This window comes from Thalassospira sp. MCCC 1A03138 (assembly GCF_002115785.1).
Taxonomy (GTDB): domain Bacteria; phylum Pseudomonadota; class Alphaproteobacteria; order Rhodospirillales; family Thalassospiraceae; genus Thalassospira.
In genome coordinates this window covers 23,522-41,172 of sequence record NZ_JFJY01000005.1, presented here as the reverse complement: position 1 = coordinate 41,172, position 17,651 = coordinate 23,522, and the positions used below count along the sequence as shown (strand labels likewise).

The following is a 17,651-nucleotide window of genomic DNA, read 5'->3' as shown; positions in this document are numbered from 1 at the left end:
TTTCATGATTTTTATTGCGATCACTGTCATGCCGCTTTCCAGCCGATGCGAATGTCAATTTGGGGTGGATTGGGAACGGGCCGGGTTTTGATATTTTTTACCATTTGAATGGCTGTCATGCAGTTTGATCGAAAAAGGGGGGTTGACCCTTTGCGATCAGCACATTAAAAGGCCGTTCACCAACGTTGAGGGCCCGTAGCTCAGTTGGTAGAGCAACTGACTTTTAATCAGTTGGCCACAGGTTCGAATCCTGTCGGGCTCACCAATAAGCCCCTGAAACCCAATCGGTTTCGGGGGCTTTTTCTTTTTCATGATTTTTATTGCGATCACTGTCATGCCGCTTTCCAGCCGATGCGAATGTCAATTTGGGGTGGATTGGGAACGGGCCGGGTTTTGATATTTTTTACCATTTGAATGGCTGTCATGCAGTTTGATCGAAAAAGGGGGGTTGACCCTTTGCGATCAGCACATTAAAAGGCCGCTCACCAACGTTGAGGGCCCGTAGCTCAGTTGGTAGAGCAACTGACTTTTAATCAGTTGGCCACAGGTTCGAATCCTGTCGGGCTCACCATTTCAAAACCCCCGGAACCTAGATGTTCCGGGGGTTTTGCTTTTCCGAGGTCCTTTCTGTTTTCAAAAATCGATTCCACCCGGTTTTAGCGCCTGCGACGGGCGCTGTTTTACGTGCGATGCAATACGGCCACACACGAAAAATGCTCGTCTTTTCGCTGTTGCGATTGCATCGCAATGTGATTTCTTGTAAGTAATGCAAATCAGTTTCAAATGCACCGGAGCAGGACGTCCGGTGCTGATCGAATTTTGGATCGGAAGAGTTACATGCCTGAACCCGTAAATCCGATGTCCGCATCGCCAGATGCGCAGACTCCGCTTGGCCTTGAAGGTGTAACCACGGATGCCGCCAATGGTGCGATCACGCAAACAGAAGGTGGGGCCATAACCCTTGATCCGCAAACCGGCTTGCCGATGGCGGATGACGCAGCTGCCATCACCGAAAGCACAATCGTTCCGGATGCTATCAGTGGCTTGCCGGTTTTTGATCTTGTGGATCGTGCCGGTGTTGTCGGCTGGGTTCTGGCCGCGCTCGCATTGGTCGGGATGCTGATATTCTTCTACAAGCTGGTCGGCTTTATCCGGCGTGGAATTTTCGCGGATGGTTTTGCCAAGGATGTCGAACGTCATCTTTCCAATGGTGATGATAAGCAGGTCGCGCAGATTCTGTCGCGCCGCCGTCATCCGGCTGCTCGCATCGGTCTGTTTGGCATGACCTTGTCCGTTGCCAACCCGGAAAACCGTGAAGCGGCGTCGGATATCATTGCTTCCCATGCACGCAAGGAAATCGATGGCCTGAACAGCGGGTTGCGGATTATGTCGGCAATTGCGGTCTTGAGCCCTCTTTTGGGGCTGCTTGGAACCGTTATGGGCATGATTGAAGCTTTCCAGAAGATGGAAGGTGCCGGAAGTCGTATTGATCCTTCTGTCCTTTCAGGCGGTATCTGGCTAGCACTTTTGACGACGGCGATCGGCCTTGTCGTCGCGATCCCGGCAACCGCGTTCCATATGTGGATGCAGGGCGTTATCGCGCGTGCTGCGGCCGTGATGGAAGATGTCTGCACCATGGTGATCAATCGTGGTGAGTTGGCTCGGAAGGGTGCGCTTCGCGCGTCAAATGTCGCTGAACTGCGCCAGGCTGCGGAATAAGCCCGAACAAGGTCGGAATACGCCTTATGCAATTGCGCGATCGAAGTCGCGGTGCTTCGCCGATGATCGGCCTGACGCCGCTGATTGATGTTGTCTTCATCCTACTGATCTTTTTCATGCTGGCTTCCAGTTTTCTTGACTGGAAGGGGTTTGAAATGTCGGTGACTGTTACGGACGGTCAGGCACGGGCCAGCAGCGATATTCGCCCGGTAACGGTCAATGTTGATGCCAATGGTGGTTTGTCGCTGAATGGTGAAGCCGTGGCTGTTTCCAATCTTGCCGTGACAATTTTGCGTAACCATGCCGGGGCCAGTGTTCATCTGCGGCCCGTCAATGGTGCCGATTTGCAGCATCTTATTGTTGTGATGGATGCGCTGGGACGTGGCGGTGTGACGGATGTGGATCTGATCGAATGAAGCGCCGCATCCAGATCACCGATGACAGCCCGGCCCAGGAACCGATGTTGCCATTGATCAACATCGTCTTTCTTCTGCTGATTTTCTTCATGATAGCCGGAAGTCTGCAAAAGCTGGGGCCATTTGACGTGGATCCGCCCGCAAGCAGCACGGCCGAAGGCCAGCCAGAAGACACGATTGTCCTTTGGTTTGGCAAAAATGCCGAAGTCGGGATTGAAAATCGGCAGGGAGACCTTGCGGATCTTGCGGGGTTGCTACCGGCTGATTATGCCGATCGTCCAGTCGAAATTCGTGCTGACCGCACCACAGAAGGTGCCAGCGTTGTTGCCCTTTTGAAGCGGTTGCAGGAACTGGGCGTCGAAAAGGTGCAACTGATGACCGCGATGCAAGCAGATCAGGACCAAGACGGATAGAATATGTCGAAACGCATTGATTTCCTGATTGCGACCGGGTTGACCGGTATTGTTCTTGCCGGTGGGATCGTTCTAGCCATGCCTGAACCGCAACCTGCCGGTTGGGGCGGGGCAGGGGCCGTTCAAAGTATCAGCATATCGCTGGGCAGTGGTCAGGCGACCCAGGGCGAGGCCGAGACACCCGAAGAAAGTGCTGATTCCGAAGACAGTAAGCAGGGTGAAAAACCCGTCAACGAAGTCGAACCCCAACCAGAACCGGTCCCCGAGCCGGTTGTTGAAACCGTGCCTGAACCCGATCCCGAACCGATCGTTGAGCCGGAACCTGTTCCTGAGCCGGTGGTCGAGGAAGTGGTTGAACCGGAACCGGAAATCAGTCCGCTTTTGGCCGATGTCATGCCGGTCCGCAGAAAGCCGGAGCCCCCCAAAGCGACACCGGAACGGGCAAAGGCCCCCAAACCTGTTGAAAAGGCTGAAGTCAAACCGGTCGTGCAACCATCCGGCGGCCCCGTCGATTCAGTAAAATCAGAAGGCACGGTCGGCGAAGCAACCCAAAGCCAGGCCGCAAGTTCCGCATCGGGAAGTGGCGGAGGTGCGGCAATGAGCAGCGCGGCCTTTACCGACTATCAAGCAGCTGTGGTTCAGATGTTGATGCGTTATCGCGAATATCCAGATCGTGCCAAACGCCGCGGTATAGAAGGACAGAACATGGTCCGGCTGGTCATCCAGCGTGACGGCACTGTTTCATTCTTTGAAATGACCAGTCCGAGTGGTTCGTCTATTCTTGATCGTGCGACGCAGGATATGATCGAGCGGGTTAAACGTTTCCCACCATTCCCCGAAGATATGGCGCGCACAGAAATGACCCTGACGATCCCTGTGATCTACGACTTGCGCTAAACAAAGAAGCCAGCTCCGAAAGGCTGGCTTCTTTGTTTTACGGGGCGGGCAGGTTTAATCCGAACTGTCTTCCCAGACATATTCGATCTGCTCGCGCCATGCGAATTTATCGAGATGCGAGACAATAACGTCCTTCATGGCTTCAATCCCCTCGGCTTTCTCAGACTGTCCCTGAAAGCGCAGGGTAACGTCATCGGCCAGAATGATGCATGGGCCCATCGGAAAGCTCACATGGGCCTCGTGGGGCGTGAAATCGACTTCTACCTTGTGGGCAAAGTGCTTGCAGAGTTGTTGCATGTATTTACTGGACTGCTCGGTCTGAACCGATCCTGTGGTTTTGAACATTGATTTATCGATCTCTGATGGTTTCTTGGGGGATGTTCGGGCCGGTCATGGCCGACCAAGGCCGATCCAGTAAACACCATTCAGTGCTACCGGCTGGAACCGGTCAAAGAATTCGGCAAGGGTTGCGTCTGGATCAAGATCGGCAAACTGATCGGGATGGAACCATTTCGCCATGGCTTGTAACAGTGTCACATTCATGGGCGTGTTATAGAAGTGGTGCCACGCGGAATAGACTTTGCCGTTTTTAATGGCGTCGAGTTCGGGCAAGCCGGTGCGTTCCATGCTTTTGGCCAAAGACGCGCGTGATGTTTCGGCATCGGCGTAGGCTCCAAGTATGATGCGGCCGACATTCTGTTCGGCAGTCATTGTTGCCCCGCCAATTGCAGTTGCGACATAAATATCGGGCTGATCGACGAGCAGTTGTTCAACTGAAATCTGGCTGATGACGCCCGGAATCCGGTCTGCAAGGATATTGTCGCCACCGGCAAGCTCCACAAACCTTCCGATCATTTGGTTGCCCATCGCCTCGCAGCAGTTGCCATGCAGGCCAACCCGGCTTTCGAGGAAGACTTTGGGTTTATCCGTTAAACCCTTTAGACCTGTTCTGACCTTCGCCAGATTGTCTTCATAGAATTTGACGAAAGCCTCTGCCTGATCTTCCTTGCCCATCAATTTGCCAAGGATACGAATGCTTTTTGGGGTGTTTCCAAATGGGGCACTGCGAAAATCGATCATGACAACCGGAATGTGAGCTGCGCCAAATTGCCTCAGGACTTCATGGCTGTCTGATCCCGGACCATGACCGCCATCAATGCCGAAAATTGCGACATCGGGTTCAACTGTAATCGCCTTTTCGACGCTGAATGTTGCCTCGCCACTGCGGCCGACCAGCGGGATGTCGTCAATCTCAGGGAATTTTGCCTGGTATTGTGCAAAGGTTGCAGGATCAAGTTTTTTGAATTCCCCCATCATACCGGCGACCCAACGGACCGTATTTTCAGGATCAAGGATGCCAAGACTTGGCAAAAAACGCCCTTCGCCAAGGATCATATGCTTGACCGGTACTTCGACCGTGACTTCGCGACCGGAAACATCGGTCAGGGTAATGGTTTCGCCAGCATGAGCCTGACAGGTGATCATTGAGGCGACGGCGGCCAGCGTTAAAACGCGTTTGAATGTCATTGGGAAAGTCCTGTTGAAATAGGCAAAAATTGCAGAAAAGTCAGAAACGCCGAAATGGGTGGCACGGCATGCCCCCCATCGCTGATAGATGATCTGTTGGAAGATGGTCTGATCAGAACGCCACCTTTGCTGAAACAAGGAAGGTGCGCCCCGGCTCGTGATAGGGTTCAATTGCACTGCTGTCGTAGCCCGGCGTGGTCCGGGCGACATAGTCACGATCAAAAATATTCAGCGCATCGACGCGTAGGGTTACCGCATTCGACAATGCCTCTGGCGTCCATTCACCATACAGGTTGGCAACAAAGTAAGTGTCGAGCTTGGCATTGCCGTTCTTTTCGGGATCGTCGTCAGACAGGGCCAGTTCAGATGTCGAGCCGACCTGAATGCCAAGGGCATCAAACCGGTGGGCGACTTCAAAGTTTGCAATGTCACCGACGATGACGCCTTGATAGGACGCATCGTTGCTCAGCGGGACTTTGCCATTTCTTTCTACATCGGTATGGGTATAGGCAGCGCGGACAAAGCCGGGCCCGTATGTCCAGGTGGCGGACAGATTGATCCCACGTGTTGCAAGATCGCTGGTCGTATTTCGTGTTGTATATTCAAGCGAATGGGAACCGTTGATCTTGTTGTAGAACAGGTTTCCATCGAAATCCCATTCCGCCAACTGATAGCGTGCGCCCGCCTTGTAGTTATGCGACCGGGACGGTTTGAAACCGTCATAGGTCCAGATGCCGGTATAGTTGTAGATCGCAGACTCACCCAGCGGAAGTCCACCAAAGCTTGTACCCAATCCGCCATAGATCATCAGGTCATCGGTCAGGTCATATTCGGTATTGGCGTTACCGCTAAGTCCGAATTCGCTGAAATCGGTTCCGTCAATACCTTCGAACCACTGTTGATCGCCGCGCCCGCCGAACGAGACGCGCCAGCGATCGGTCAGCGAAAGGCGTGCCTGCGAAAAGACGCCGATATTGGTTGTTTCTTCGGTAAATCGCCCGGCACGTCCAGCCGGGCGGGCCGTGTCGCCGCCGCCGGTTGCTTCATCATGATAGAAATCGACGCCAGTTGTTATCCCGCCCATTCCAACGTCAAAAGTATTGGCAGCCTTACCGTTCAGGGTTTCAATTTCTGCTTCAAGGTGTGTGTTGCCGTTCAGTTTGGGAACATCAAGATGCGTTTTGCTGTAATTGAGGCTCAGTTCCGGTGCCAGAAGATCGGTTGGCTGTTCATCGACATAACTGATGCCAAGCGAGGTATCTTTGTATGAAATCCACTGCGGCGAGGCACCGCTGGTAAGGGTTCCAAAGTTTGGCCGGGCAGGGCGCACACCTTCGTCTTCAAAATGGCTTGCAAATGCTTCAATCCGTGAACCTTCGGTGCCGGTGAAGGCTATTTTGCCAAGTCCGTTTTCGCTGCCATCTGCCGTGCCAGCAACTTCGTTGTCATCGCCGTCCTTGTAATTGCCCTGATTGCTGTTCTGGATATAGGCAAGAGCTTCGAAGCCGTCGTGCTGACCGGCCAAGGTCAGCCATTCGGTGAGGCCTTTGGTATTGCTGTTATACTGGATTTTGGCAAAGCCGCCGAACGGATCATTCGGGGCAAGAATATCGCGGGCATCCTTGGTTTCGTAGGCCATTGAACCGCCCAATGCATTTGGTCCAGCATCGGCGGGGGCGATCCCGGACTCAACCTTTACCGATTTCAGCATTCCCGGATCAATGATCGCGGTGCCTATATGATGATAGGTGGAATCGACCTGCCGGGTGCCGTCTACCTGAACGTTCAGCTTGGTGTTTTCGATGCCCTGCACATAAACCTTTTGCGCGATGGCGGTCGGGCCGCCAACCTGAACCGATGGTTCGTTCGCAAACACATCCTTGATGGTTTGCGGATTGATGCGATCAAGATCATCCTGCGTAACCGTTACACTCCCGGCCGTAGTTGGGGCGCTATTCTGGCTTGCTGTGACTTCGATTGGTGCCAGAACGGTTTCGTCTTTGGCTTTGGTTTCTTGTGCGACGGCTGCTACCGGAAGTACTGTTAGGGCGACACCGGCAAGCAGGGTTGCGCGGCACAGGCCATAAAACGGTTGGCGGTATTTTTCGGGCAAGACCGGTCTTGATGGCTGCGACATGCTGATTTCCTTATCAAATAAATTGCCAATTGCGAATGATTTTGAATATTATTATCGTGATGGTTCGGGCAATCGGAATACCGTTTGCGAGATCGCCAATGATGTTTGCGAAAACGCAGATATTGCTTTTGACGGGATATTCAGGCTTGGAAGGGCACCCATATGGCGTTTGATCGGCAGCATGCGCCGCAACGTTTACGGCGTAATGTGACGCGGCGGGAAACCATCACCGGTCAGCAGCTTGAAGATTTCGGAACATCGCTACCGCGCAATGCATCCGAGGGTATTCGACGTCGTCCGGTGATGAGCGGCCGACTGTCAAACGACAACCTTCAGTCATTTTTGAATATCCACACGACCGATACTGTTAGCATGCAAGATGCGGACGTGAAATTTCCCGTCAAAGCTGCCGTCACGGCTGCGATTGTGTTGCGAGGGCGCGTTTGCGGGGCATTCGATGATGTTCCGTTTGATCTGGATGCACGGGATCAACCAGTGGGGTTTATTTGGTCCCTATCGCAACCGGTTATGTTGCATCGGCAACTTAAACAGGGTGACGATGTTAGCAAAGTGATGATTTCCGCGAAATTCGATTGGGTTGCCAGTCGAATTGGCCGCAATGATAGTCGGCATGCCGCAATTGATGATTTCATTCATGCCGGGATCTCGGTTCGGAGATGGCAACCGTCACGTCGTGCCATCGCCCTTGCGGACCAGTTGCTGTATCCGCCGACGGATGATCCGCTATTCCGTGATCTTTATGCCGAAAGCCGCGGGTTGGAAATTTTCGCCGAGGCGCTTGGATCACTTGGTTCTGACATGGGCGAGGCAAGTGTCGAGCCGGATGCGATTGATCAGCATCGGAAGGCGCAGGAAATTCGCAACTATGTGCTGGAACATATTTTTGATGACCTGACATTGTCCGGCCTGGCGGAAAAGTGCGGGATGAGCATAGCCAGCCTGCAACGTATTTTCAAAAATGCCTATGGCACGACGGTCAAGGATTTCATCCGCGAAAGTCGCCTGATTGCCGCGCGTGATGCTATGGAAAAAGACGGCCTGACGATTGGTCAGGCCGCCTGGATGGCTGGTTATTCAAGTCCGGCTAATTTTGCAACCGCGTTCAAGCGGGTTTTTGGCATTTCGCCCTCTGACGCGCGGGGGCGTTAAGGGCGGAGGATCAATTGGGTTCGGTCAGGCGCGAGACAAAGGCATTCACATCCGTCTTAAGCTGGCGTGAATGCTGTTTTAAGACCTGTGAGACCTTGTAAACCTCTTCGGCAACCGTACCTGTCCGGTGTGCCGTGCCGCTTACCGATTCCAGGCTGCTGTTTACGTTGCTGTTGGCTGATGAAACCGACGTGATATTGGTGCTGATTTCCGTGGTGGCGGCGGCTTGTTGTTCAACGGCGGCCGAAATGGCGGTGATCGAATCAACGATCGAGCTGATCTGACCGGCGACCTCACGGATGGCTGTCACTGCTGCAGCTGTGTTTTGCTGCACATTGTTGATCTGGGCTGTGATGTCGCCGGTGGCCTTGGCTGTCTGATTGGCAAGGTTTTTGACCTCGCTTGCGACAACCGCAAAGCCCTTGCCTGCATCACCCGCACGGGCGGCTTCGATGGTCGCGTTCAGTGCCAGAAGGTTGGTTTGGTTGGCGATCTTGTCGATCAGGTCGACGACTGTGCCGATTTCTTCGGCGGAGACATTCAGCGATGCAATGACATCCGATGTGGACTGTACGGAACTTTCAACTTCGTTCGAGACACTCGAAGCGCGTGAAATCTGGCTTGAAATTTCGCGGATAGAACTATCGAGCTCCTCGGCGGATCCTGCCACCGTTGATGCGTTTTCCGCCGAAATCTCGGCTGCTGATTTTGCACTTTCCACCTGTTCGGTGGTTTGGCCCATGCTGCTGATCAAGGTTTCTGAAGCACTGGACATGTCTTCTGCCGAACTGGACAATGCCTCGACAACCTTTGATACGGTTGCTTCGAACTCGCCCGACATTTTCGCCAGTCGGTTGCTGTATGTTTTCTGGGTTTCTTCATAATAGACCGTAATCGCCATTTCCATATCGATCAGAATGGCATTGGTCGAGGCGGTTACAATCTGCGAAACTGATGCGTCTTTGCGGAAATGTGCAAAAAGAATATCGCAAAGCTTGGCCATGATAAAGTTGTAGGCAGAAACATAGGCTTCCGGGGTTAGGCCGATGATTTCGTGAGCTTTACCGATCCGGCGGACATCGTCGTAATATGACTGGTCAAAAGTGCCATCAAATAACTTTGCCCAGTGTTTTCGCTGCGCATTTTTCAGTCGTTCAATGTTCGATGGATCGCCAATAATTTTGGCCAGATCGCCACGCGCCATCACCTTCTGATAAAATTCGTCCAGTATCGGTGCCAGGTGTTTGTCAATTATCGGCCACGCCTTTTTGAGGTTGGCTGCCTTCTTTTCATTGAAGTCAATGAATTCAAGACGGCGTTTAATTTCCTGATGCATGCGGGTCCCTCGTCGATATCTGTCATAAACAATTGGTTGGCGGGGCATTACCTTAGGTTGGTTAAAAATATTATGATGTTAACTATCCATAAGGGTGGGAATATCTGTCTTCTGTTGGGGTTGTGTCAAAAGATACCGTTTTCCGTCAGGTACTTGTTTCTTTTAGCAAACGGATAACAGAAAGCTATACAAGTATAGGAAGAGTTGGATGTGACCGGGATCACGAATGTGGTTCTCGTGCGTCGTCAGGCTGATCAATTCAGTTTTGATGAACGCAAAGGAAACATCATGCCCATCAATACTAGCCAATTGCGGCTCACCATCATTCGACCGGTTTTGCAAAATCTTGCTTTGTGGTCACAGGCTGCTGAAAACCTGCTTATGGGGACCGCTGCCCAGGAAAGCGGATTAGGGACCTATGTTGAACAGCTTGGCGGCGGTCCGGCCCGCGGTATTTTTCAGATGGAACCGGCAACTCTGAATGATTGCTATGTCAATTTTCTGGATTACCGCGCGAATCTGAAAGCCAAGATTGATGCCTATCTTGCGCCGCAGCCTGACAAGGCCACCCAGCTTGCAACCAATAATGCCTATGCGGCTGCAATGTGCCGGGTGCGATATATGCGGGTCAGTGCCCCGTTGCCCGATGCCAACGATATCGCGGGGCTCGCAGCCTATTGGAAGCAATATTACAATACCGCCGGGGGCAAGGGCGAAACGGATGAATTCGTTGCCAATTACAATCGATATGTTGGCAATAGCTAAGCTGCGGTAGTGTCGGCGAAAAAATCCGCATCGTTATGCGCAAAAATTGTGGCATATGCGCGATCTTTTCGCCAAAATCCCCTAACGCATGATGGTGATTGCGCAAAAAATCACCAAAGTAAAAGAGTTTAGGGGGTTACAATGAAACGTCGTCAGTTCCTTAAAGGGGCCGGTATTGGTGCCGGTGCCGCGGTTGCGGCTACGGTTGCCGCACCGGCCATCGTATCCGCGCAGGAAAGCCTGAATTGGCGGATGGTCATGCCGTGGCCCAAAGGAACGCCGGGCCTTGGCACCAATGCCGAAAAGTTCGCTGCCATGGTCAAGGAAATGTCCAATGGCCGCCTGAATATTTCGGTTTTTGGCGCTGGTGAAATCGTCCCGCCGTTCGAATGCATGGATGCGGTCGAGCAGGGCGTGGTCGAAATGGCGCACGGCACCCCTTATTACTGGCAGGGCAAGAACCCGGCGCTGAACTTCTTTTCGACCATTCCGTTTGGTTTGACCGCGTGGGAGCTTTCCGCCTGGCTTCGCTTCGGCGGCGGGCAGGAGCTTTGGGAAGAAGCCTATGCCGAATTTAACGTTGTGCCGTTTTATGCCGGTAACTCGGGCATGCAGGCTGGTGGCTGGTTCAACAAGGAAATCAATTCGGTTGAGGACCTTAAGGGCCTGAAAGCCCGTTATGCCGGTCTTGGTGGCGAAGCCATGCGTCGCCTTGGTGCCAACATCACCATGTTGCCGCCGGGCGAAATCCTGCCTGCGATGCAGTCCGGTGCGATTGACGCCGCCGAATGGGTTGGTCCTTGGAATGACCTTGCATTTGGTCTCTATCAGGTTGCCAAATTCTATTATACCCCGGCATTCCATGAGCCCGGACCGGGCCTTGAAATCTTTATTTCCAAGGAAAAGTTCGACGCGCTTGGCAAGGATATGCAGGCGATCATTCGTTATGCAGCTCAGGCGATTGCCGAAAATACACTGGCTGATTTTACCTTCAACAACCTGCAATCCTACCAGCCGCTGATCGACAAGGGTGTTGAAGTGCGCCAGTTCTCGGATGATGTCATTCTGGCGCTGGCTGAACAGTCGAATGCTGCGGTCCAGGAAATTGCTGCTAAGAACGACCTGAGCGGCAGGATCGCGGATAGCTATCTTGCTCTGGTCAAGAAGGCGGCGCGCTATGGCAAGGAGTTCGAAGCAACCGGACTTTTGCATCGTGCGAAAGTGTGGGGATACTGAGCCCCGCGAAATCCGGAAAGCGACATGCTGGAAATTTGGGGCTGCTTTCGGGCGGCCCCGTTTTTTTGTTTTCTGGCAAAGTTCAAGCAAACTTTGCGCGATGTCATCGACGTTACGGGATGTTGGAAACTTTGAATATGACGTGTCAAAGACAGCAAAAGCCGCAACTTCAATCCCTTGCAAAGTTACGAATGCTATTTTAGAAGCAGATTTGCGCAAAAAATTGCCAATATGAATTTGGGAGCCCCACAATGAAACGTCGTCAGTTCCTGACGGGTGCCAGCATGGCCGCCGGTGCCTTTGTCGCCAGCAGTGCCGCACCTTCAATTGCCAAAGCCGATGAACAGATCCACTGGCGCATGGTCATGCCATGGCCGAAAGGTACGCCGGGCCTTGGTGCCAATGGTGAAAAATTCGCCGAGCGCGTGACCAAAATGTCGGGCGGCCGTCTTAAAATTACCGTTTACGGCGCAGGCGAACTTGTTCCGGCATTCGAATGCATGGATGCGGTCGAGCAGGGTGTGGCCGAACTGGCGCATGGCACCCCTTATTACTGGGCAGGCAAGGATGCGGGTGTAAACTTCTTCTCGACCATTCCATTCGGTCTGATGGGCTGGGAACTGTCGGGCTGGCTGCGTTTTGGCGGCGGGCAGGAACTTTGGGACGAGCTTTATGCCCAGTTCAACGTCAAGCCGTTCGCGGCCGGGAATACCGGTTTGCAGGCCGGTGGCTGGTTCAACAAGGAAATCAACACCGTTGACGACATCAAGGGCATCAAGATGCGCTATGCCGGGATCGGTGGCGAAGCGATGCGCCGTCTGGGCGCCAATGTGACGATGTTGCCCGCAGCCGAAATCCTGCCGGCCATGCAGTCGGGTGCAATTGATGCCGCCGAATGGGTTGGCCCATGGAACGATTATGCGTTTGGTCTGACCCAGGTTGGCAAATATTATTACACTCCGGCATTCGCCGAGCCGGGCACAGGGATTGAAGTGTTTGTCAACAAGGACAAATTCGCGGAATTGCCCGAAGACCTTCAGGAAATCTTTGCCGTCGCCGCACAGGCCAATCTTGAACAGACGCTGGCTGATTTCACCTTCCACAACATTCAATCCTATCAGGCCGTCTTGGCCAAGGGTGCGGAAATCCGTCATTTCAGCGACGATGTGATTGCAGCCCTTGCCACCGAGGTCAAGGCAGCGGTCAAGGAAATCGCCGATCAGAACGAACTGAACGGCCGTATCTATGCGTCCTACATGGATTTCGTGAAAAAGGCCGCGCCGTATGGCAAAGAGTTCGAAGCCACCGGGCTTCTGCAACGTGCCAATGTCTGGGCCGACGCCTGAGAACTTTCGGCCAATATGACCGGATAAGGAAAAAGCGGCACCTTCGGGCGCCGCTTTTTCATGTGAATGGTGTCCGGTCCGGCAGCCTTTTCAATGCATGGTCGGCGCGCCGGGGGGCAGGGGTAGGTCGAAGGTGAATTTGTCCTGCCCTTCATATTCTTCAAGTGCGATGCGTTTGACCAGTTCCGAGCCCAGTGCGAGCGAGGTTTCAATCGCCCATTTGAGCTGATTTACCGCACCTTCATTGCCGGCGGCCAGCGCCTCGGACAGGATGCGTTCCTGAAGGAATTTGGCTACCCCGGCGAAGGCACGGGCGGCACTTTCGCAATTGGCACGTTCAACAACAAAGCGCCCGGACTGTTCGATGGCGGCGGCGATGCCGGAAAGATGGCCCATCATGACCTTTATCTCGCGGTCGTCGCTTTCGGTTTTCTTTGCCACAAAGCGCAGGATTCCTGCGTAAAAGCCGTAATCGGAAGACATGACAATCCTGATCGTTCTTGGTCTTTGGTCGGGTTTGGATTTGCGCCGTTTTAGTCCATAAGCGCGTCGTGGTATAGTCCAAACGCCAACCAACTGTTTTGGCGGCATGATCGATACGCGGAGCCATAAGCCGGATGCTTCAGGGCGGACTTATTTTCATTGTTGCCATGGCCTATATCGGGCTTCTGTTTGCGATTGCGCATTATGGCGACAAATATGCCGAAAAATGGCGGGCGTCGCGGCTGAAGCCCAGCATCTATGCGCTGTCGATGGCGGTCTATTGCACGAGCTGGACGTTCTTTGGCTCGGTCGGGACAGCGGCGACCCGCGGCTGGGCGTTTTTGCCGATCTATATCGGCCCGATCATCATGATGATTGTCGGTTTTGGCGTGATGACCAAGATCGCCACCGTATGTCGCGAACAGAACATTACCTCGATTGCTGATTTTCTTGGCTCGCGCTATGGCAAAAGCCAAAGTCTGGCCGCCCTTGTGGCGATCATTGCGGTGATTGGGGTTCTGGCCTATATCGCGCTTCAGCTTAAGGCGGTGTCGTTATCATTTGATGTTCTGATCGGCGAGGTCGGCGAGCAGATCGTGCGCCACAGTGCGACCGATTTTTCCAAGGATACCGCGTTTTACGTCACGATCCTGATGGCGGTTTTCGCGATCCTGTTCGGGGTGCGCTATATCCACGCTTCCGAACATCATGACGGGCTGATCCTTGCGGTGGCGTTCGAAAGCATGGTCAAGCTGGTGGCGCTTTTGTTCGTCGGGCTGTTTGCGGTTTACGGGCTGTTTGATGGCTTTGGCGACATGCGCATCCGGGCCGCAGCCGACCCTGACATTACCGAGATGTTCAAGCCCGATGCCTGGCTGACATCGCATTTCTTTATTTCGACCCTGTTGGCGCTGTTTGCGATTTTCTGTCTGCCGCGTCAGTTCCATGTGACATTCGTTGAAAATGACGACAGCCGGAATTTGAAATCGGCGCGCTGGCTTTTTCCGGGCTATCTGATTGCGATCAATATTTTCGTCGTGCCGATTGCGATTGCCGGGATATTGCTGTTTGGCGGTGATCCGGCAGTCAATCCCGATACGTTTGTTTTGACTCTGCCATTGCTGGGTGGGGAAAACTGGCTGGCGGTGATTGCCTTTGTCGGGGGGCTTTCGGCCAGTACCGGCATGGTGATCGTATCGTGTGTCGCGGTATCGACGATGGTGTGTAACGATCTGGTCATGCCGCTTTTGCTGCGGTCGCAGAAATTGCAGGGGCGGTTCGCAGGCGATGTCAGCCAGGTTCTTCTGAAAATCCGGCGCGCGGCGATCATTGCCATCCTGTTTCTGGCCTATGGCTTTTACCGGTTCCTGTCGGAAAAATATGCGCTTGCTGATATCGGGCTTTTGTCCTTTGCCGCGGTGGCGCAGTTCGGCCCGGCGGTTCTGGCGGCGATTTACCTTAAATCGATCAACCGCACCGGGGTTCGCATCGGTCTGATTTCCGGTTTTGTGCTTTGGACCTATACCCTACTTCTGCCAAGCTTTATCCAGAGCGGTCTGTTGCCGATGTCGATCCTGACGGACGGGCCGCTTGGCATCGGGATTCTGCGCCCGCAGGCGTTGCTGGGTGTGGGGATCGAGGACCATCTGACGCACGGGGTTGTCTGGTCGCTTGGGGTTAATTTCGTTCTGATGTTTGTCGGATCGGCGATTGGCGTGCAAGGCGTTACCCAGCGCCGTCAAGCCCAGCTTTTTGTCGATATCTATCGCAAGGATACCAAGGCCAGAAATGACACATGGCCCGGCCGCGTGACCCTTGGCGATCTTGAAGACCTTGCCGCGCGCTTCCTTGGCAAACATTGGGCAGAGCGCGCGTTTCGCACCTACCTTAGCCAGCGCGGCGATGGTTGCAAACGATCCGATATTGCCGATTTTGATGCGGCGAATTTTACCGAACATCTGCTTTCGGGCGCGGTCGGGGCGGCGTCATCGCGTGTGGTGATGGCTTTGCTACTGCCCGATAAGGCGGTGTCGCGGCGCGATGCGATGGAGCTTCTGGATGAGGCGTCCGAGGCGATCAAATTCAACCGGGACCTTTTGCTCAACACGCTGGAAAACATTTCGCAAGGGGTCGGGGTGTTTGACCAGAATTTGCGTCTGGCGACCTGGAACCATCGCTTTATCGATCTTTTGGGCATCACCGCAAGCGATATTCAGGTCACGATGCCGCTTGCGGAACTGGTCGATATCTGCCGTGACAACGGGGCGCGTGCGGTCGATATCGATATCCTTCTGGGGCGCAATGCCGCCCCGCAGATGCGACGATTGCCCCATACCTATGAGCGCAAGCGGGCGGACGGCATGGTGCTTGAAATGCGGACCAACCCGATGCCCGATGGCGGGTTTGTCGCGACCATTGCCGACATCACGGCCCGTGTCCGGACCGAGGAGGCATTGCGCGAAAGCGAGCGCAACATTCGTATCTATACCGATAACATCCCGGTCATGATCGCCTATGCCGATAAGAACCAGCGGCTGCGTTTTACCAACCGCCCGTATGAGCGGATGTTTGGCATCCGCCGCATCGAGGCGCATGGAATGGCGGTGCGCGAAGCGGTGGGCGAAGAACGCTATGTCCGGCTGGAGCCGATGATCCGCGCGGTACTGGAAGGCTATCGCCAAAGCTTCGAGATCGATTTTCCCGCCCCCAAAGAAGGCTGGGGGGCAAGTGACGGCAGCGAACGCGAAGCCCGCTATGCCGAGGGGACATATATCCCGCACTTTGACGAAACCGGCGAAGTGCTTGGTTATTTCTGTATCTATCACGACATCACCGAACGCCGGAATGCCGAACGCGCGCTTAAGGACGCCAACGAGGGGCTTGAGGCGCGCGTGACGGAACGTACCCACGCGCTTGAGGAGCTGAACTCGGAACTTTCGGTTGCCAAGGAACAGGCCGAAACCGCGAACGATACCAAAACCCGGTTCTTTGCCGCGGCCAGCCATGACCTTTTGCAGCCATTAAATGCCGCCCGGCTGTTTACCGTGGCGCTGGGCGGCAAGGAGCTTCGCGACGATATCCATGATCTGGTCAACAAGGTTGATCTGTCGCTGAAGGGGGTTGAGGAACTGCTTAACGAGCTTCTGGATATCTGCAAACTTGATGCCGGGGCCATGCAACCCACCATCCGTGATTTCCGGGTTTCGGATGTGCTTAATGCGCTCAAGACCGAATTTACCCCGGTGGCCGAAAAGGCCGGGCTTCGGTTTGCGGTTCATCCGCGCGATGTGTGGGTTAAAAGCGACAGTCGGCTTCTGCGCCGCATCCTGCAAAACTTCATCTCCAACGCGCTGCGCTATACCCGCCATGGCGGGGCGGTGGTCGGGTGCCGGATGCGGGGGAACAAGGTCAGGATCGAGGTCTGGGATAGCGGGCCGGGCATCCCCGAGGACAAGCTTAAAATCATCTTCCGCGAATTCCATCGCCTTGAGGGCCCGGAAACCACCGATGTGAAGGGGCTTGGCCTTGGCCTTGCGATTGTCGATCGTCTTGGCCGGTCGCTGGATCATACGGTTTCGGTGCGATCCCGCCCGGGGCGAGGGACGGTTTTCTCGGTCGATGTGCCGATTGGCATTGTTGACGAGGCCGCAATGCCCAAACCACGCCGCCGGATGGCAGGCGAACTGGGCGGGTTACGCGTCCTTTGCATCGATAACGAACCCGATATCCTGGATGGCATGCGGGCCATGCTGGAAAACTGGAATTGCGTGGTGGCGACCGCACGCTCAGGCGCGGAGGCCGAGAAAATCCTGCTGAATGATAACGGTGATAACATCGGCTTTGTCCCAGATATCATCCTTGCTGATTATCATCTGAGTTCCGGGGAAACCGGGCTGGATGTGCTGATCCGGCTGCGGGACCAACGCGGGCTTGATATTCCCGGTGTGGTGATCACGGCGGACCGCAGTACCGAGACGGCGGAACTGATCAAGGCACAGCGATTCGCCTTGCTGAACAAGCCGCTGCGCCCGGCCAAATTGCGCGCCCTTATGACCCGGGCATTGACCCGGCAAAGTTCGGATGCGGCGGAGTAGGGGCATATGGTTTTGAAAAATAACATCTTTTCAAGGGTTTCGGATTTTTTGCAAATTTCCTGAAAATTGTTCTTGATTTGTTCTTTTGTTTATGGCATAAAGACAAAGTCAA

At 54.1% G+C, this 17,651-nt stretch carries 14 protein-coding genes and 2 tRNA genes; 11 read left to right on the top strand and 5 right to left on the bottom strand.

Annotated elements, in window-relative coordinates; translation table 11 throughout:
- The first annotated feature begins 189 nt into the window (after nucleotides 1–189).
- From TH468_RS11610 to TH468_RS11585, 6 genes are all read left to right on the top strand, one after another.
- A tRNA-Lys gene (locus tag TH468_RS11610) sits at nucleotides 190–265 on the top strand.
- A 230-nt stretch (nucleotides 266–495) separates the two neighbouring features.
- Nucleotides 496–571 (top strand) — tRNA-Lys (locus tag TH468_RS11605).
- A 266-nt stretch (nucleotides 572–837) separates the two neighbouring features.
- Nucleotides 838–1,719: a MotA/TolQ/ExbB proton channel family protein gene (locus TH468_RS11600; protein WP_085644305.1), complete on the top strand. Its 882-nt coding sequence runs from the start codon at nucleotides 838–840 to the stop codon at nucleotides 1,717–1,719.
- A gap of 26 nt (nucleotides 1,720–1,745) precedes the next feature.
- Nucleotides 1,746–2,135 (top strand): biopolymer transporter ExbD, encoded by a 390-nt coding sequence (locus TH468_RS11595; protein WP_063095394.1) that lies wholly within the window; start codon nucleotides 1,746–1,748, stop codon nucleotides 2,133–2,135.
- Nucleotides 2,132–2,548, top strand: a complete 417-nt coding sequence (locus TH468_RS11590) for a biopolymer transporter ExbD (protein ID WP_085644303.1) — start codon at nucleotides 2,132–2,134, stop codon at nucleotides 2,546–2,548. Before TH468_RS11595 ends, TH468_RS11590 begins: the two co-directional genes overlap by 4 nt.
- Nucleotides 2,549–2,551: 3 nt before the next feature.
- Nucleotides 2,552–3,445, top strand: coding sequence for an energy transducer TonB (locus TH468_RS11585; RefSeq protein ID WP_085644301.1), 894 nt, complete (start codon nucleotides 2,552–2,554; stop codon nucleotides 3,443–3,445).
- Between the two features lie 54 nt (nucleotides 3,446–3,499).
- Here TH468_RS11585 and TH468_RS11580 read toward each other — a convergent pair whose 3' ends face one another.
- From TH468_RS11580 to TH468_RS11570, 3 genes are all read right to left on the bottom strand, one after another.
- Nucleotides 3,500–3,790 (bottom strand): DUF2218 domain-containing protein, encoded by a 291-nt coding sequence (locus TH468_RS11580; RefSeq protein WP_085644299.1) that lies wholly within the window; start codon nucleotides 3,788–3,790, stop codon nucleotides 3,500–3,502.
- Nucleotides 3,791–3,835: 45 nt separating this feature from the next.
- Entirely contained in the window at nucleotides 3,836–4,972 is a 1,137-nt protein-coding gene (locus TH468_RS11575) for an ABC transporter substrate-binding protein (RefSeq protein ID WP_085644729.1), read from the bottom strand.
- Nucleotides 4,973–5,084: 112 nt separating this feature from the next.
- A complete protein-coding gene (locus TH468_RS11570; RefSeq protein WP_085644297.1) occupies nucleotides 5,085–7,109 on the bottom strand; it encodes a TonB-dependent siderophore receptor in 2,025 nt (674 codons plus the stop codon).
- Nucleotides 7,110–7,271: 162 nt separating this feature from the next.
- Here TH468_RS11570 and TH468_RS11560 point away from each other — a divergent pair, with 162 nt between their 5' ends.
- Nucleotides 7,272–8,279 (top strand): helix-turn-helix transcriptional regulator, encoded by a 1,008-nt coding sequence (locus tag TH468_RS11560; RefSeq protein WP_246832302.1) that lies wholly within the window; start codon nucleotides 7,272–7,274, stop codon nucleotides 8,277–8,279.
- Between the two features lie 10 nt (nucleotides 8,280–8,289).
- Here the strand turns inward: TH468_RS11560 and TH468_RS11555 are convergent, their stop codons facing one another.
- On the bottom strand, nucleotides 8,290–9,615 hold the full coding sequence (locus TH468_RS11555; RefSeq protein WP_085644290.1) for a globin-coupled sensor protein: 1,326 nt from the start codon (nucleotides 9,613–9,615) through the stop codon (nucleotides 8,290–8,292).
- Between the two features lie 288 nt (nucleotides 9,616–9,903).
- Here TH468_RS11555 and TH468_RS11550 point away from each other — a divergent pair, with 288 nt between their 5' ends.
- The 3 genes from TH468_RS11550 to TH468_RS11540 all read left to right on the top strand — a co-directional run bounded on the left by TH468_RS11550 (nucleotide 9,904) and on the right by TH468_RS11540 (nucleotide 12,962).
- Complete coding sequence (locus tag TH468_RS11550; RefSeq protein WP_246832301.1) at nucleotides 9,904–10,380, top strand: hypothetical protein; 477 nt, start codon at nucleotides 9,904–9,906, stop codon at nucleotides 10,378–10,380.
- Nucleotides 10,381–10,521: 141 nt separating this feature from the next.
- Nucleotides 10,522–11,616 carry a TRAP transporter substrate-binding protein gene (locus TH468_RS11545; protein WP_037989637.1) on the top strand — a complete coding sequence of 365 codons (1,095 nt, stop codon included), beginning with the start codon at nucleotides 10,522–10,524 and terminating at the stop codon, nucleotides 11,614–11,616.
- A gap of 251 nt (nucleotides 11,617–11,867) precedes the next feature.
- Nucleotides 11,868–12,962, top strand: coding sequence for a TRAP transporter substrate-binding protein (locus TH468_RS11540; protein WP_063096108.1), 1,095 nt, complete (start codon nucleotides 11,868–11,870; stop codon nucleotides 12,960–12,962).
- A 90-nt stretch (nucleotides 12,963–13,052) separates the two neighbouring features.
- Here TH468_RS11540 and TH468_RS11535 read toward each other — a convergent pair whose 3' ends face one another.
- Nucleotides 13,053–13,445, bottom strand: coding sequence for a hypothetical protein (locus tag TH468_RS11535; RefSeq protein ID WP_085644286.1), 393 nt, complete (start codon nucleotides 13,443–13,445; stop codon nucleotides 13,053–13,055).
- Between the two features lie 134 nt (nucleotides 13,446–13,579).
- On the opposite strand from TH468_RS11535, the gene TH468_RS11530 reads away from it, so the two are divergent.
- Entirely contained in the window at nucleotides 13,580–17,539 is a 3,960-nt protein-coding gene (locus TH468_RS11530) for a NahK/ErcS family hybrid sensor histidine kinase/response regulator (RefSeq protein WP_085644284.1), read from the top strand.
- Nucleotides 17,540–17,651: the final 112 nt, after the last annotated feature.

Excerpts from the sequence above, each read along its gene's own strand:
- TH468_RS11560 (WP_246832302.1), top strand. The coding sequence starts at position 7,272 with ATGGCGTTTGATCGGCAGCATGCGCCGCAACGTTTACGGCGTAATGTG.
- TH468_RS11595 (WP_063095394.1), top strand. The coding sequence starts at position 1,746 with ATGCAATTGCGCGATCGAAGTCGCGGTGCTTCGCCGATGATCGGCCTG.
- TH468_RS11535 (WP_085644286.1), bottom strand. The coding sequence starts at position 13,445 with ATGTCTTCCGATTACGGCTTTTACGCAGGAATCCTGCGCTTTGTGGCA.
- TH468_RS11575 (WP_085644729.1), bottom strand. The coding sequence starts at position 4,972 with ATGACATTCAAACGCGTTTTAACGCTGGCCGCCGTCGCCTCAATGATC.
- TH468_RS11585 (WP_085644301.1), top strand. The coding sequence starts at position 2,552 with ATGTCGAAACGCATTGATTTCCTGATTGCGACCGGGTTGACCGGTATT.
- TH468_RS11540 (WP_063096108.1), top strand. The coding sequence starts at position 11,868 with ATGAAACGTCGTCAGTTCCTGACGGGTGCCAGCATGGCCGCCGGTGCC.
- TH468_RS11600 (WP_085644305.1), top strand. The coding sequence starts at position 838 with ATGCCTGAACCCGTAAATCCGATGTCCGCATCGCCAGATGCGCAGACT.
- TH468_RS11545 (WP_037989637.1), top strand. The coding sequence starts at position 10,522 with ATGAAACGTCGTCAGTTCCTTAAAGGGGCCGGTATTGGTGCCGGTGCC.
- TH468_RS11590 (WP_085644303.1), top strand. The coding sequence starts at position 2,132 with ATGAAGCGCCGCATCCAGATCACCGATGACAGCCCGGCCCAGGAACCG.
- TH468_RS11555 (WP_085644290.1), bottom strand. The coding sequence starts at position 9,615 with ATGCATCAGGAAATTAAACGCCGTCTTGAATTCATTGACTTCAATGAA.
- TH468_RS11580 (WP_085644299.1), bottom strand. The coding sequence starts at position 3,790 with ATGTTCAAAACCACAGGATCGGTTCAGACCGAGCAGTCCAGTAAATAC.
- TH468_RS11570 (WP_085644297.1), bottom strand. The coding sequence starts at position 7,109 with ATGTCGCAGCCATCAAGACCGGTCTTGCCCGAAAAATACCGCCAACCG.
- TH468_RS11530 (WP_085644284.1), top strand. The coding sequence starts at position 13,580 with ATGCTTCAGGGCGGACTTATTTTCATTGTTGCCATGGCCTATATCGGG.
- TH468_RS11550 (WP_246832301.1), top strand. The coding sequence starts at position 9,904 with ATGCCCATCAATACTAGCCAATTGCGGCTCACCATCATTCGACCGGTT.